This window comes from Streptomyces sp. NBC_00286 (genome assembly GCF_036173125.1).
Lineage (GTDB): Bacteria > Actinomycetota > Actinomycetes > Streptomycetales > Streptomycetaceae > Streptomyces.
Genome location: NZ_CP108054.1, coordinates 2,488,570 through 2,502,562, shown reverse-complemented (window position 1 = coordinate 2,502,562; position 13,993 = coordinate 2,488,570). Strand labels below are relative to the sequence as shown.

Here is a 13,993-nt window from a genome sequence, read left to right as displayed (position 1 = left end):
TCAGAATATCGCCACCCAGGACTAACGTCGCTGCCATGAGCGCATTCATCTACGCCGCGACGCGGACACCCTTCGGCCGCTTCAACGGCGCGCTGGCCGGCGTCCGCCCCGACGACCTCGCCGCCGCCGCGATCGCCTCGACGCTCGCCAAGGTGCCGGGCCTCGACCCCGCCGCGATCGGCGACGTGGTGTGGGGCAACGCCAACGGCGCCGGTGAGGAGAACCGCAACGTCGGCCGCATGGCGGCGCTGCTCGCCGGCCTCCCGGTGAGCGTGCCCGGCACCACCATCAACCGCCTCTGCGGCTCGAGCCTCGACGCGGCCATGACGGCCAGCAGGACCATCGAGTCCGGCGACGCCGACGTGATGCTGACCGGCGGCGTGGAATCGATGACGCGCGCGCCGTGGGTGCTGCCCAAGTCGGCGAAACCGTTCCCTGCCGGCGACGTCACCGCGGTCTCCACCACGCTCGGCTGGCGCCTGGTCAACCCGCGGATGCCGAAGGAGTGGACGGTCAGCCTCGGCGAGGCCAACGAGCAGCTCCAGGAGCGCTTCGGCATCTCCCGCGAACGGCAGGACGAGTTCGCCGCCCGCTCCCACCAACTCGCTCACCAGGCATGGGAGTCGGGCTTCTACGACGACCTGGTCGTAACAATCGAAGGCACCGACCTGACCCGCGACGAGGGCATCCGAGCCGGATCCACCCCGGAAGTACTGGCCGGGCTCAAGCCGGTCTTCCGCACACCGGAACAAGGCGGCACCATCACCGCGGGCAACGCCAGCCCCCTCAACGACGGCGCCTCCGCGGTGCTGCTGGGCAGCGAGAAGGCCGCGGCCACGATCGGCGCCGACCCCATCGCCCGTATCGCCGGCCGCGGCGTGATGGCGCTGGAGCCGCAGGCCTTCGGCTACGCCCCGGTCGAAGCCGCCAACCGCGCGCTGGCCCGGGCCGGAATCGGCTGGGACCAGGTCGGCGCGGTCGAACTCAACGAAGCCTTCGCCGTACAGTCGCTCGCCTGCCTCGACGCCTGGAAGATCGACCCCGCCCTCATCAACCAGAAGGGCGGCGCCATCGCGATCGGCCACCCGCTGGGCGCCTCGGGCGGCCGCATCCTCGCCACGCTCGCCAAGGTCCTGCGCGAGACGAGGCAGCGCTACGGCGTCGCCGCGATCTGCATCGGCGTCGGCCAGGGCCTGGCCGTCGTACTCGAGAACTGCGACACGACGGAGGCGGCGAAGTGAGCCGGGCGGAGATAGTCGAATGCGCAGACGCCGCGGTCGCCGGCATCGAGGACGGATCCACCATTCTCGTCGGCGGCTTCGGCCTGGCCGGAATGCCGTTCGACCTGATCGACGCCCTGATCCGGCAGGGCGCGAAGGACCTCACCATCGTGTCCAACAACGCCGGCAACGGCGACGTAGGACTGGCCGCGCTGCTGGCCGCCGGCCGCGTGCGCAAAGTGCTCTGCTCCTTCCCCCGCCAGGCCGACTCCTGGGTCTTCGACGGCCTCTACCGCGAGGGCAATATCGAGCTCGAGGTGGTGCCGCAGGGCAACCTCGCCGAGCGGATGCGCGCGGCCGGTGCCGGCATCGGCGCCTTCTACTGCCCGACCGCGGTCGGCACACCGCTGGCCGAGGGCAAGGAGGTTCGCGAGATCGACGGCCGTATGTACCTGCTGGAGTACCCCATCAAGGGCGACTACGCGCTGATCGGCGCACACATCGCGGACACGATGGGCAACCTCGTCTACCGCAAGACCGCCCGCAACTTCGGACCGGTCATGGCCACGGCCGCGACCACAACGATCGTCCAGGTCGACCAGGTCGTCGAACCCGGGAAACTCGACCCCGAGGCCATCGTCACCCCGTCCATCTACGTCGACCGCATCGTCCAGGTGACGGCCCGTCACTACACCGTCCAGGGGGCACGATGACCACCACATCAAGCGATCAGGCGCGCACCGACCACCGGCTCTCCATGGACGAACTGGCCGCCGTCATCGCCCGCGACATCCCGGCCGGCTCCTTCGTCAACCTCGGCATCGGACAGCCCACCAAGATCGCCGACCACCTCCCGGCCGACTCCGGTGTGGTCCTGCACACCGAGAACGGCATGCTCAACATGGGCCCGAAGGCCGAGGGCGACGCGGTCGACCCCGACCTGACCAACGCCGGCAAGGTCCCGGTGACCGAGCTGCCGGGGACGGCGTACTTCCATCACGCCGACTCCTTCGCCATGATGCGCGGCGGTCACCTCGACGTCTGCGTCCTCGGCGCCTACCAGGTCGCCTTCAACGGCGACCTCGCCAACTGGACCACCGGCAAGCCCGACGACATCCCCGCCGTCGGCGGCGCCATGGACCTCGCGATCGGCGCCAAGGACGTCTACGTGATGATGACGCTCTTCACCCGCTCCGGAGAGCCCAAGCTCGTACCGAAGTGCACCTACCCGCTCACCGGCGTCGGCTGCGTCAGCCGCGTCTACACCGACCACGGCGTCTTCGACGTCGGCCCCGAGGGCGTACGAATCCGCGAGACGTACGGCATCAGCGCCCCCGAACTCGCGGAGCGGCTCGGCATCACGCGGTCTCAGTAGTTCGTGCGTACGAGGGAGAACGTCGCCCCCTCCGGGTCCGCGACCGTGGCGATGCGCCCGTGCGGAGTGTCGCGCGGCGTTTTCAGGACGTGGCCGCCCAGGTCGATGACATCGGTCAAGGAGGCGTCCACGTCGGCGACTTCGAAGTACGTCATCCAGTGCGGGCCCCGGTCGCGCGGCAGGGCGTGGCCCACGCCGTGGATGCCGGCCACCGGGCGGCCCTCGACGTGCAGCGTGATGTAGTCGAAGTCCGGGGAGACGACCGGCTCTTCCTCGTAGCCGAAGACCGTGTCGTAGAACTTGGCGACGCTCGCGGAGTCGCGCGTGACCAGCTCGTTCCAGGCGGGCGTGCCGGGCACCTCGGTGATGCCCGTACCGAGGTGGCCCGCGGTCTGCCAGATGCCGAACACGGCGCCCGTGGGATCGGAGGCGATGGCCATACGGCCGGCGTCCCCGAGGTCCAGGGGGCCGACGCCGACCGTGCCGCCGCAGTGCCGAACCGATTCCGCCGTCAGATCCACGTCGGCCGAGGCCAAGTAGGGCGTCCAGGCGAGCGGCGGATGACGGTCGGGCGGCAACTGCCCGATCCCGGCCACCTCATGGCCGTCGAGCACGGCACGTACGTACGGGCCGAGCTGCTGGGGCCCGGGCTGGAACTTCCAGCCGAACAGTGCTCCGTAGAACTCCTGGGTCGCGGCCATCCCGTGCACCATCAGACTCACCCAGCACGGTGTGCCGGGTGCGTGTGCGGTGGCGTTCAGGCCGGACGGCCCCCGTGACTCGGTCATCGTCACTCTTTCCTCGGCGCCTGAGGGCGCCGGCAGCTTCACTTCCGCTTCCGAACGCGCGAACCCCCGCCGCGCCCCGAGCCTGCGGCGCATGGCTGGAGGATGCCTGATGTGCTGTGTCCCATCCGTATCCCCGCGGTTGCCTGGTGGTGTCGATCGGCTGTACAGCCTGTGTCCAGGCCCGTACGCCGTGTGCTCGGGCCGGTCCGGCGGGCAGAGTAACCGGACCTGGACGATGCGGCCACCCCGTACGCAAGGATGGTGGCCATGAACGCCATCATCTCCGCAGCCGAACTCGCGAACGCCCTGGCCGGACCGCAGCCGCCGGTGGTGCTCGACATCCGCTATCAACTGGGCGGCCCGAACCTGCGTTCCGCATACGAGGAGGGGCACATTCCGGGTGCCGTCTTTATCGACCTGGACTCGGAACTCGCAGCTCCGGCAGGGAAGGGCGGCCGCCATCCGCTGCCGGACATGGAGGTCTTCGGGGCGGCCATGCGGGCGGCCGGTGTCAGTGCGGACCGCGACGTCGTCGCGTACGACGGCGGGCTCGGCTGGGCCGCCGCGCGCGCCTGGTGGCTGCTGCGCTGGACGGGTCACCCGTCGGTGCGTGCCCTTGACGGCGGACTCGCGGCCTGGGACGGCCCCGTCGAGGCCGGTGTCCCGTCTCCGGTCGCCGGTACGTTCCTGCCGTCGCCCGGCGCGCTGCCGCTGCTCGACGCGGACGGAGCCGCCGCCCTGGCCCGCACCGGCCTGCTCCTGGACGCACGTGCCGCCGAACGCTACCGGGGCGAGGTCGAGCCGATCGATCCGGTCGCCGGCCATATCCCCGGCGCCGTCTCGGCACCGACCACGGAGAACGTGACGGAATCCGGCCACTTCCGCCCGGCCGCCGAACTCGCCGAGCGCTTCAAGTCCCTGGGCGCGACCGGCACTTGCGAAGTCGGCGTCTACTGCGGCTCGGGGGTCTCCGCCGCCCACGAGATCCTCGCCCTGGAGATCGCGGGCATTCCGGCAGCGCTGTACGCGGGCTCCTGGTCGCACTGGTCGTCGGACCCGAGCCGCCCGGTCGCGACGGGCCCCGACCCGCAGTAGACCGGCTTCGGCCCGCAAGAGGCGCACGGCAGCGAAAAGGGCTCGCCCGTAACCGGTGCGAGCCCCAGCCGCGTACATCGTCTGCTTTCTACCCCTACTCCTGCTTCTTGCGACGCGTCCCGAAGACGATCTCGTCCCAGCTCGGCACCGCCGCTCTTCGGCCCGGGCGGACGCCGTCCGCCTCGGCCTGACGGTCGGTGGAACCGACGAGCCGTTCGCGGTGGCTGGCCACCGAGCGTGGCATGAGGACATCGGCGTATGCCGAACCGGCCGAGGCCGCGGGAGCCGGGGGCTCCTCCTCCTCGGGCTCCGGGGTGGGCTCCTCCTCCGCCGCCGGCATCTCCGTGGGCGTGGCGGGGCGTTCGGGCACCACCATGTCGCCGCGGAAGCTGGGCACCGCCTCCAGGAGGCTGGTGAGCGAGTCCCGCTCGCCGTTGGTGCTCTCCTCCGGAGGCTCCGACGACTGGGCCGGCAGGACGGGACGTTCCGTCTGACGTTCCAGGGCGCGGTCCATCGGGTGCTCGCGGTCGCGCGGCAGCCGGGCGATCCGCGGCACGAACGGGAAGCTGGGCTCGGGCGAGGCGAGGTCGTCGTCGGACTCGCCGATCAGCGAGCGCGCCTCCTCGTCCACGGCCTGTACGAGCCGCCGTGGCGGGTCGTACGTCCAGCTCGCCGAGTGCGGCTCACCCGCGACGCGGTAGACGAGCAGGACCTCCCAGGTGCCGTCGTCACGGCGCCACGAGTCCCACTGCACGGTCTCCTTGTCGGCGCCGCGCAGCAGCAGCCGCTCCTGCACCGCCTCGCCGAGCTGGGGCCCGGCGGTCTCGCCGGGCCGACGGACCGGGGTCTTACGCGCCCGCTCCGCCATGAAGGCGCGCTCCGCGAGCACGGGGCCCTCGAAGCGGCGGACGCGATCGACGGGGATGCCGGCGAGTTGGGCGACCTCTTCGGCGGAGGCGCCTGCGCGTATACGCGCCTGGATGTCTCGGGGGCGGAGATGGCTCTCCACCTCGATCTCGATCTGGCCGAGGCGGGGACGGTCGCCGCGAACGGCGGCGCGCAGACGCTCGTCGATCGGAAGCGTGTACTCCGTCGCGTCGGCAGCCTTCAGCACCAGCCGTGTGCCGTCATTTGAGACGGCCACGACACGCAGTTCGGGCATGGGGACCTCCCGGGTGGTGCCTGCCGACGTCACGTGCGTCGCTGCTTCCGCTAGTCGAGTGTGGCCTGCCCGGGTGCAGCCTGCCACAACCTTGCCTGTTTGCCCGGCGTGTCGGGTGCTGGCCCTGGATCGCCGTTATGGCACGGTTACCTATTCGCAACGCTAAGTGACAAACTCCGTCACCCTGTGCAACGAGCCCCCTCACGGCGGTCCTGGAAGGCCCCGGACGCCCTGGCGGGTGTCCGGACCCAGGGCTCGCAACAGTACTCCATTCGGGCCACCTGCGTGGATCGGCACGCCGCCCAACTTCTCGCAGGGGTCGGGACTTGGCCACGGGGGACGCCGTTCCGGCGACCACGGTGCGTGGCGGTCTTCGCGCGATCTTCACGACTGAAGTTGATCGTTCCGGCGCCGAGTTGCTCCTGAGATACCGCCAGAGCTCGCTCGTTCTCGCGAAGTTGGCGATGTTGCGCCTCCAGGGTCCGACTACGGCCCCAACACCCGCCGCAAGTAGTCGTTCCCGAACCGCCGGTCCGGGTCGAGCCGGTCCCTGAGGGTGGTGAACTCGTCGAAGCGCGGATAGATCCCGATGAAGTGCTCTGCCGTGCGCGTGTGCAGCTTGCCCCAGTGCGGGCGCCCCTCGTGCGCGGTGAAGATCCGCTCGGCGGCCGTGAAGTAGGCCCGGTGCGGGGTGCCTTTGTACATGTGGATCGCGATGTACGCGCTGTCGCGGCCGGACGCCGTGGAGAGCGTGATGTCGTCCGCGGGCGCGGTGCGCACCTCTACCGGGAAGCTGATCCGCAGGTGAGAGCGGTCGATCATGGCCCTCAGTTCGCGCAGCGTCTCGACGAGGGCCGCGCGCGGGACGGCGTACTCCATCTCTGTGAAGCGCACCCGGCGCGGGGAAGTGAAGACCTTGTGGGGAATGTCCGTGTATGTGCGCGCCGAAAGGGCCCGGCTGGCGATCTTCGCGATCGCCGGGATGGTCGCGGGCACGGCACGGCCCACCGTATTGGCCACCTGGAAGACGCCGTTGGAAAGGAACTCGTCCTCGAAGAGGGCACTGATTTTGCCGACCGGCTTCTCCGGGCCCGCACTTCGGTTGTTGCGCTTGGTGTTGCAGTTCCCGGTGTGCGGGAACCAGTAGAACTCGAAGTGCTCGTTCTCCGCGTGGAGTTCATCGAAGGTGCTGGTGACCTCGTCGAAGGTCATCGGCTCTTCACGGGCCGTGAGCAGAAAAAGGGGCTCTACGGAGAAGGTGATCGCGGTGACGACACCCAGGGCGCCGAGTCCGATCCGGGCAGCCGCGAAAACCTCCGGGTTCTCCTTCTCGGAGCAGGTGAGGACCGAGCCGTCGGCCGTCACCAGTTCAAGTGCCGTGATCTGGGCGGCGATCGACGCTGAGTCACGACCGGTGCCGTGGGTGCCGGTGCTGGTCGCGCCGGAAACCGTCTGCTCCATGATGTCGCCCATGTTCGTGAGCGACAGTCCCTCGCGGGCCAGAGCCACGTTCAGCCGCTTCAGCGGGGTGCCCGCCTCCACGGTGACGGTGCCCGCCGCGCGGTCGATCCTGCGGATGCCGGTGAGCAGGTCGGGCCGTATCAGCAGACCGTCGGTCGCGGCGACGGCGGTGAAGGAGTGACCGGCGCCGACGGCCTTCACCCTCAGCCCGTCCTCGGCGGCCTGGCGCACAGCGGCGGCGAGCTCGTCGACGGAGGCGGGCGTGACGTCCCGTACGGGACGGGCCGAGACATTGCCCGCCCAGTTGCGCCACGTGCCGCTCTTCCCGCTCGCTGTGCTGCTCATGGGTCCCTCCCCGCTGCGGAACCGGCCTGCCGAGCCGCCCAGCTGGCCACGGACAGGAACGGCAAGTTTCCGACCAGTAGGAAGGGGATCATACTGCCCGCCCTTCATACCGCCGTTTCCGGCTGTCAGTGGCGAGTGGCAGGATCAAAGACATGCCAGTCGCGCTCGATGCCCATCCTTACGACGCCCTCCTCCTGCTCTCCTTCGGCGGCCCCGAAGGCCCCGACGACGTGGTCCCGTTCCTGGAGAACGTGACGCGGGGGCGCGGCATCCCCAAGGAACGCCTCAAGGAGGTGGGGCAGCACTACTTCCTGTTCGGCGGGGTCAGCCCCATCAACGACCAGAACCGCGCCCTGCTGGACGCCCTCCGCAAGGACTTCGCCGAACACGGCCTGGACCTGCCGGTCTACTGGGGCAATCGCAACTGGGCGCCGTATCTGACGGACACCCTGCGCGAGATGGTCGCCGACGGCCGCCGGCGCATCCTGGTCCTCGCCACCAGCGCGTACGCCTCGTACTCGGGCTGCCGCCAGTACCGCGAGAACCTCGCCGAATCGCTCGCGATCCTTCAGGCCGAGGGACTGGAGCTGCCGAGGGTCGACAAGCTGCGGCACTACTTCAACCACCCGGGCTTCCTCCAGCCCATGATCGACGGCGTCCTGAAGTCCCTCGCCGACCTCCCCGAGGACGTCCGCGCGGGCGCGCACCTGGCCTTCACGACCCACTCGATCCCAAACGCCTCCGCGGACACCTCCGGACCCGTCGAGGAGCACGGCGACGGGGGTGCGTACGTGAAGCAGCACCTGGACGCCGCGCGGCTGATCGCCGACGCGGTGCGCGAGGAGACCGGGACCGACCACCCCTGGCAGCTCGTCTACCAGTCCCGCTCCGGTGCCCCGCACATCCCCTGGCTGGAGCCGGACATCTGCGATCACCTGGAGGAGCTGCACGGCGCCGGGGTGCTGGCGGTCGTGATGGCACCCATCGGGTTCGTCTCGGACCACATGGAGGTCATGTACGACCTCGACACGGAAGCGAAGGCCAAGGCCGAGGAGCTGGGCCTGCCGGTGCGCCGCTCGGCCACCGTGGGCGCCGACCCGCGGTTCGCGGCCGCGATACGCGAGCTCGTCGTGGAGCGGGCCGCCACAGAGAGCGGCCGCGATGTGCGGCTCTGCGCCCTCGGTGAGCTGGGGCCGAGCCATGACGTATGCCCCGTGGGCTGCTGCCCCGCCCGCGCCCCGAAGCCCGCCGCCGCGGGCGCCGACAGCCCGTACGCCTGAGGAGCACCGTGACCGACACCGCGAGCGACCCGCTCAAGGCCGAACTCCTGCAGATCGCGCTCGACGCGGCGCACCACGCGGGCGCCTTCCTGCGCGACGGCCGCCCCGACGATCTCGGCGTGGCCGCGACCAAGTCCAGTGCCGCCGATGTCGTCACCGAGATGGACATCGCCTCCGAGAAGCTGATCACCGGCCTGATCGCCGACCTCAGGCCCGACGACGGGGTCGTCGGCGAGGAGGGCGCCAGCGTCGAGGGCAGCAGCGGGATCCAGTGGGTCATCGACCCCATCGACGGAACGGTCAACTACCTGTACGGACTACCCAGTTGGGCCGTCAGCATCGCGGCCCGCAAGGACGGCGAGACGGTCGTCGGCGTGGTGCACGCCCCGATGCGCGGTGAGACCTGCCGGGCCGTCCTGGGCGAGGGCGCCTACGTCAACGACCGTCCCGCGCGCGTGCGGCCCGCCCCCGCCTTCGGTCTGGCCCTCGTCGGCACCGGCTTCGGCTATCTCGCCGAGCGCCGGGCCCGGCAGGCCGAGGTGGTCCGGCAGCTCATCCCTCAGGTGCGGGACATCCGCCGCGGCGGCTCGGCCGCGATCGACCTGTGCGATGTGGCGACGGGCCGCCTGGACGCGTACTACGAGCGCGGGCTGAACCCCTGGGATTACGCGGCCGGTGACCTGATAGCCCGGGAGGCGGGCGCCCTCACCGGTGGCCGCCCCGGAGAGCCCCTCTCACCGGACCTGACCATCGCGGCCCCACCCGGCCTCTTCGAGCCACTCCAGAGGCGCCTGGAGGAACTGGGCGCCTGGCACGACTGACGGTACGGACCACCGGCGAGCTCCCGCCGACTGACACCGCGTACAACAGCGGCAGCGAGTGAGCCGAAGGGGCGCGCCTGTGTCGAGAGCGCGTGGGGTCCCCCCGGACGAAGTCTGGGGGAGCGCGGAGTGCCCGACGAAGGAGGGTCGAGCACGGTGGGGTTCTCGACACAGCCACGCGCCGGTAGGCGCATATCGATACAGCTGCGCCCCGGAGGCGAACCGAGCCGCCCAAAAAAGGAGCGGGGCCCCGGTCTGGATCTGCCGGGGCCCCGCTTTCGTACGAGCTGAATCAGACGCGTGACGCGACCTCCACGCCGTGTTCGGCGGCGAGGCGGCGGAGGTCGTCGAGCTCGGCCTCCTCGACCTCCGCGAGGAAGTCGTCGCCGGTCTCGCGAGCCCGCGTCAGGTCGGACTCGGTCGCCTTTATGCGCTGCAGAAGTCCTGCGGTGAATGCGTCCATGCTGCGCCCCCTCGTCCTGGGTCGTGGGTCGGTGGCACGGGGGTGTGCCGTTCGGAAGGGGCGATCACGTCTCCTGTGGATGCCCAGCGCTGCCCGTGCTGGGCGGCGACGGTGCCGGACACCCACGTCCGCTCTGCGGAAGCGGCTGGTGGCGTACCACATGGTGGTGTGCCACATGCAGAGCGTGATCGCGGGGTGTAAAGCCGTCCTCCCCGCACTCCCTTCCGTGGAAACCTCAACCGGAAGAGAAAATCTCGCATTCCCGGGCCTCTCACCCCCCTCTCACCCGCCTTACAGCCGACTTATGGCCGAAAAGGGCAGGATGGAGGTCTCACCCCCCGACAGACCTGCCCGTGTGCGCCGAAAGCGCGCTACGCGGGTGGACAGAGGAAGGACAAGCGACGTGCGCGTACTCGTCGTCGAGGACGAGCAGCTGCTCGCCGATGCGGTGGCCACCGGACTGCGCCGGGAGGCCATGGCCGTCGACGTCGTGTACGACGGTGCGGCCGCCCTGGAACGCATCGGCGTGAACGACTACGACGTGGTCGTCCTCGACCGTGACCTCCCACTGGTGCACGGCGACGACGTCTGCCGCAAGATCGTCGAGCTGGGCATGCCCACGCGCGTGCTGATGCTCACGGCCTCCGGAGACGTCAGCGACCGTGTCGAGGGCCTGGAGATCGGCGCCGACGACTATCTCCCCAAGCCCTTCGCGTTCAGCGAACTGACGGCACGCGTGCGTGCCCTCGGTCGGCGTACGAGCGTGCCGCTGCCGCCCGTCCTGGAGCGCGCCGGGATCAAGCTGGACCCCAACCGCCGCGAGGTGTTCCGCGACGGCAAGGAGGTCCAGCTCGCCCCCAAGGAGTTCGCCGTCCTGGAGGTGCTGCTGCGCAGCGAGGGCGCCGTGGTCTCCGCCGAGCAGCTCCTGGAGAAGGCCTGGGACGAGAACACCGATCCGTTCACCAATGTCGTGCGCGTCACAGTGATGACTTTGCGCCGCAAGCTCGGCGAGCCGCCGGTCATCGTGACCGTTCCCGGCTCCGGTTACCGGATCTGATCTGTGGTGGCCACGAAGAATGCGCTGCCGACGGCGCCTCCGAAGCCCTCCTGGGACCCGCGGAGGCCGGAACCCCCGTTCCCCTGGCTGCGCCCGACCATCCGGATAAGGCTCACGCTGCTGTACGGCGGGATGTTCCTGATCGCCGGCATCATGCTGCTGTCGATCATCTATCTGCTGGCGGCACAGGCGCTGAACACGGGCAGTGATCCGCTCTTCAAGATCACCGGCGTCACAGGCGGCACGAACATAAGGGTGGCCAGCGAGAACTGCCCCGCGGTCAACTCCAAACAGACGCTCGACGAGTTCAACGCGGCGATCGCCACCTGCATCGACGTCCAGCGCCGGACCGCCCTGGACAACCTGCTCAGCCGCTCCCTCCTAGCCCTCCTAGGTCTCGCCGTGATCGCCTTCGCCTTCGGCTACGCGATGGCAGGCCGCGTCCTGGCGCCGCTCGGCCGCATCACCCGCACCGCACGCGCGGTGGCCGGCTCGGACCTCTCGCGCCGTATCGAGCTGGACGGTCCGGACGACGAGCTGAAGGAGCTGGCGGACACCTTCGACGACATGCTGGCGCGATTGCAGCGGGCGTTCACGGCCCAGCAGCGCTTCGTCGGAAACGCCTCGCACGAGCTGCGTACGCCCCTGGCGATCAACCGCACGCTCCTGGAGGTTCACCTTTCCGATCCGGGGGCACCCGTGGAGCTGCAACAGCTCGGCAAGACGCTGCTCGCCACCAATGAGCGCAGCGAGCAGCTCGTCGAAGGGCTGTTGCTGCTCGCCCGCAGTGACAACCAGATCATCGAGCGCAAGGCCGTCGATCTCGCCGAGGTCGCCTCCCAGGCCATCGACCAGGTACGCGCCGAGGCGGACACGAACGGCGTGGAGATCCGCGGGGAGCGGGCTCCCGTGGTCGTCCAGGGCAATGGCGTACTCCTGGAGCGGATCGCGCTGAACCTCGTCCAGAACGCCGTTCGGTACAACGTGCCGAAGGACGGGTGGGTCGAGGTGACGACCGAGGCTCAGCACGGCCAGGCGGTCTTCGTGGTGTCCAATACGGGGCCCGTGGTGCCGGCGTACGAGATCGACAACCTCTTCGAGCCGTTCCGGCGGCTCAGGACGGAACGCACGGGCAGCGACAAGGGCGTCGGGCTCGGGCTGTCGATCGCCAGGTCCGTGGCCCGTGCGCACGGCGGCCACATCAGCGCTGAGCCGCGGGAAGGGGGCGGGCTGGTGATGCGAGTCACCCTGCCCATCTGAGAACATGTCGCCGACACACGACGATGTTCGCTTTGCGCGGAATTTTCGGGGCCTCGGCCCAGGAGATTCATGTGTGATCGATCACACTGGCGAATTTCTGGCCATCCACTCTCCGTCCACTCTCCGTGATCAAGAAGGCTGGCGGAAAGCCGGGAAAGTCCGGGTTTTCGATGGTCTCCATGACGGGAAGTACTGGTGAGACGCCTTTGTAGTGCGGCGTGAGGACCGTGTACGGTCCCGTTCGCCATCCAAGCCGATCACTACTGCTGAGTTCGGTTGGGTGTCGATTGAGTAACAGACCTTGATGTGAGGCAAAATCTCCGCCTCAGGTCGGGCACAAGTCCGGCCTCTCACGCGTTACGTGCGCTGAGACACCACAGACACCCAGAGGGGGAGAGCGACATGGCAACGGATTACGACACCCCACGCAAGACCGACGACGACGTCGACTCCGACAGCCTTGAAGAACTGAAGGCCCGTCGGAACGACAAGTCGACTTCGGCGGTCGACGTGGATGAGTTCGAGGCCGCAGAGGGCCTGGAACTGCCCGGCGCGGACCTCTCGAACGAAGAGCTGGCCGTGCGCGTGCTGCCGAAGCAGCAGGACGAGTTCACTTGCATGAGCTGCTTCCTGGTCCACCACCGCAGCCAGCTGGCCCGCGAGAAGAACGGCCAGCCGATCTGCCGCGACTGCGACTGAGGCAGGGTCGGCCGTGCATGGCTCGACCCCGCCCTGGAAGCGCCGTTCTCACGACCAGGGAGCGGCCGGTCCGTCTGCGGACGGTGCACGTGACGACGAGCGGGGCCTCCCGGCCTCGCTCGAAGCAGCGGATGTGACAGGCGCCTCCGGTGCCCTTGAGGTGGCGGACAAGAAGGCGCCTGTCGCCAAGCGGCGGGCGGTCGCCGTCGGGCACGGGGTGAGGGAAAGCGTCCGCTGGGGCGGCAGCCGGGCCAGGGCGGGTCTGGCGTACCTCACGGACCGGATCATCGAGCTCGCCCCGCGGATCCCCGTACGGGACCTCGCCACGCTCCAGCGGCAGTTCCCCGGACTGGGCCCCGAGCAGCTCGCGGACAAGCTGGTCGCGGGCGCGTGTAAGGCGACGGCGACGGTGGGCGCGGGGGTGGGCGCCGCGGCGATGATGCCCGTACCACCGGCGATGCCCACGGAGCTGGCCGCCGAGATCACCGGCGTGGCCGCCATCGAGCTGAAGCTGATCGCCGAGCTGTACGAGGTCTACGGTCGGCGGCCGCCGGGCAATCTGAAGGAACGTACGACCACGTATCTGAACTCGTGGTCGGAGGAGCGCGGCATCGACGTGGCCAAGCCGTCGACGGTCAACGCTGCTCTCGGGGTCCAGATGAGGCGCGAGCTGCGCCAGCGGATCATGAAGCGGACGATCAGGAATCTGCCGAACCTGATGCCGTTCCTGGTGGGCGCCGCCGTCGGGGCGGTGATGAACCGCCGCGAGACCAGAAGACTCGCGGACCGCGTCCGCACGGACCTCCGCAAGACGCAGGTCCCCTGGGATGCTCTGCCCGCGTTGCCGCCCCTGGAGAAGCCCGCCGATCCCTTGGACATGGGCAATGGCACCCCCAAGGAACTGGGGCACTGAGCCCGCACGGCAGCCCGCGAAGCCGCACCGCAGCACGCGAAATGGCCGACCCCG

The 13,993-nt window shown here is 69.7% G+C and carries 14 protein-coding genes; 10 read left to right on the top strand and 4 right to left on the bottom strand.

The features are described from left to right. The first annotated feature begins 35 nt into the window (after nucleotides 1-35). Genes OHT21_RS11320 through OHT21_RS11310 form a run of 3 tightly spaced genes read left to right on the top strand, consistent with a single transcriptional unit; the run spans nucleotide 36 to nucleotide 2,595 of the window. Nucleotides 36-1,241 carry a thiolase family protein gene (locus tag OHT21_RS11320; protein WP_328768145.1) on the top strand — a complete coding sequence of 402 codons (1,206 nt, stop codon included), beginning with the start codon at nucleotides 36-38 and terminating at the stop codon, nucleotides 1,239-1,241. Next, entirely contained in the window at nucleotides 1,238-1,933 is a 696-nt protein-coding gene (locus OHT21_RS11315) for a 3-oxoacid CoA-transferase subunit A (RefSeq protein WP_328768144.1), read from the top strand. The genes OHT21_RS11320 and OHT21_RS11315 overlap by 4 nt, the downstream gene beginning before the upstream one ends. Next, nucleotides 1,930-2,595: a 3-oxoacid CoA-transferase subunit B gene (locus tag OHT21_RS11310; RefSeq protein WP_328768143.1), complete on the top strand. Its 666-nt coding sequence runs from the start codon at nucleotides 1,930-1,932 to the stop codon at nucleotides 2,593-2,595. The genes OHT21_RS11315 and OHT21_RS11310 overlap by 4 nt, the downstream gene beginning before the upstream one ends. On the opposite strand, the gene OHT21_RS11305 is transcribed toward OHT21_RS11310, so the two are convergent. Further along, complete coding sequence (locus tag OHT21_RS11305) at nucleotides 2,589-3,383, bottom strand: VOC family protein (protein ID WP_328768142.1); 795 nt, start codon at nucleotides 3,381-3,383, stop codon at nucleotides 2,589-2,591. The two genes, OHT21_RS11310 and OHT21_RS11305, sit on opposite strands and share 7 nt — an antisense overlap. 267 nt (nucleotides 3,384-3,650) lie before the next feature. Between OHT21_RS11305 and OHT21_RS11300 the strand changes: the two genes are divergently transcribed. Then, nucleotides 3,651-4,478: a sulfurtransferase gene (locus tag OHT21_RS11300; RefSeq protein WP_328768141.1), complete on the top strand. Its 828-nt coding sequence runs from the start codon at nucleotides 3,651-3,653 to the stop codon at nucleotides 4,476-4,478. Nucleotides 4,479-4,572: 94 nt separating this feature from the next. On the opposite strand, the gene sepH is transcribed toward OHT21_RS11300, so the two are convergent. Both sepH and OHT21_RS11290 read right to left on the bottom strand, forming a co-directional pair. Beyond that, nucleotides 4,573-5,640 carry a septation protein SepH gene (sepH, locus tag OHT21_RS11295; protein ID WP_328768140.1) on the bottom strand — a complete coding sequence of 356 codons (1,068 nt, stop codon included), beginning with the start codon at nucleotides 5,638-5,640 and terminating at the stop codon, nucleotides 4,573-4,575. Nucleotides 5,641-6,126: 486 nt separating this feature from the next. Beyond that, on the bottom strand, nucleotides 6,127-7,446 hold the full coding sequence (locus tag OHT21_RS11290; protein WP_328768139.1) for a D-arabinono-1,4-lactone oxidase: 1,320 nt from the start codon (nucleotides 7,444-7,446) through the stop codon (nucleotides 6,127-6,129). A 152-nt stretch (nucleotides 7,447-7,598) separates the two neighbouring features. Here OHT21_RS11290 and OHT21_RS11285 point away from each other — a divergent pair, with 152 nt between their 5' ends. Then, nucleotides 7,599-8,726, top strand: a complete 1,128-nt coding sequence (locus OHT21_RS11285; protein WP_328768138.1) for a ferrochelatase — start codon at nucleotides 7,599-7,601, stop codon at nucleotides 8,724-8,726. Between the two features lie 8 nt (nucleotides 8,727-8,734). Beyond that, on the top strand, nucleotides 8,735-9,547 hold the full coding sequence (locus OHT21_RS11280) for an inositol monophosphatase family protein (RefSeq protein WP_328768137.1): 813 nt from the start codon (nucleotides 8,735-8,737) through the stop codon (nucleotides 9,545-9,547). Between the two features lie 292 nt (nucleotides 9,548-9,839). Here the strand turns inward: OHT21_RS11280 and OHT21_RS11275 are convergent, their stop codons facing one another. Continuing rightward, nucleotides 9,840-10,010, bottom strand: coding sequence for a hypothetical protein (locus OHT21_RS11275; protein ID WP_328768136.1), 171 nt, complete (start codon nucleotides 10,008-10,010; stop codon nucleotides 9,840-9,842). A 403-nt stretch (nucleotides 10,011-10,413) separates the two neighbouring features. Between OHT21_RS11275 and OHT21_RS11270 the strand changes: the two genes are divergently transcribed. The 4 genes from OHT21_RS11270 (at nucleotide 10,414) to OHT21_RS11255 (ending at nucleotide 13,939) form a co-directional block, all read left to right on the top strand. Continuing rightward, nucleotides 10,414-11,067: a response regulator transcription factor gene (locus OHT21_RS11270; RefSeq protein ID WP_010983842.1), complete on the top strand. Its 654-nt coding sequence runs from the start codon at nucleotides 10,414-10,416 to the stop codon at nucleotides 11,065-11,067. Between the two features lie 6 nt (nucleotides 11,068-11,073). Next, a complete protein-coding gene (locus OHT21_RS11265) occupies nucleotides 11,074-12,327 on the top strand; it encodes a sensor histidine kinase (protein ID WP_328768135.1) in 1,254 nt (417 codons plus the stop codon). A gap of 402 nt (nucleotides 12,328-12,729) precedes the next feature. After that, entirely contained in the window at nucleotides 12,730-13,026 is a 297-nt protein-coding gene (locus tag OHT21_RS11260) for a DUF4193 domain-containing protein (protein WP_005481602.1), read from the top strand. A gap of 13 nt (nucleotides 13,027-13,039) precedes the next feature. Continuing rightward, on the top strand, nucleotides 13,040-13,939 hold the full coding sequence (locus tag OHT21_RS11255) for a hypothetical protein (protein WP_328768134.1): 900 nt from the start codon (nucleotides 13,040-13,042) through the stop codon (nucleotides 13,937-13,939). Nucleotides 13,940-13,993: the final 54 nt, after the last annotated feature.

Bases quoted from the DNA above. Each gene is read 5' to 3' on its own strand.
- OHT21_RS11305 (WP_328768142.1), bottom strand. From the start codon at position 3,383: ATGACCGAGTCACGGGGGCCGTCCGGCCTGAACGCCACCGCACACGCA.
- OHT21_RS11260 (WP_005481602.1), top strand. From the start codon at position 12,730: ATGGCAACGGATTACGACACCCCACGCAAGACCGACGACGACGTCGAC.
- OHT21_RS11275 (WP_328768136.1), bottom strand. From the start codon at position 10,010: ATGGACGCATTCACCGCAGGACTTCTGCAGCGCATAAAGGCGACCGAG.
- OHT21_RS11290 (WP_328768139.1), bottom strand. From the start codon at position 7,446: ATGAGCAGCACAGCGAGCGGGAAGAGCGGCACGTGGCGCAACTGGGCG.
- OHT21_RS11320 (WP_328768145.1), top strand. From the start codon at position 36: ATGAGCGCATTCATCTACGCCGCGACGCGGACACCCTTCGGCCGCTTC.
- OHT21_RS11285 (WP_328768138.1), top strand. From the start codon at position 7,599: ATGCCAGTCGCGCTCGATGCCCATCCTTACGACGCCCTCCTCCTGCTC.
- OHT21_RS11310 (WP_328768143.1), top strand. From the start codon at position 1,930: ATGACCACCACATCAAGCGATCAGGCGCGCACCGACCACCGGCTCTCC.
- OHT21_RS11300 (WP_328768141.1), top strand. From the start codon at position 3,651: ATGAACGCCATCATCTCCGCAGCCGAACTCGCGAACGCCCTGGCCGGA.
- sepH (WP_328768140.1), bottom strand. From the start codon at position 5,640: ATGCCCGAACTGCGTGTCGTGGCCGTCTCAAATGACGGCACACGGCTG.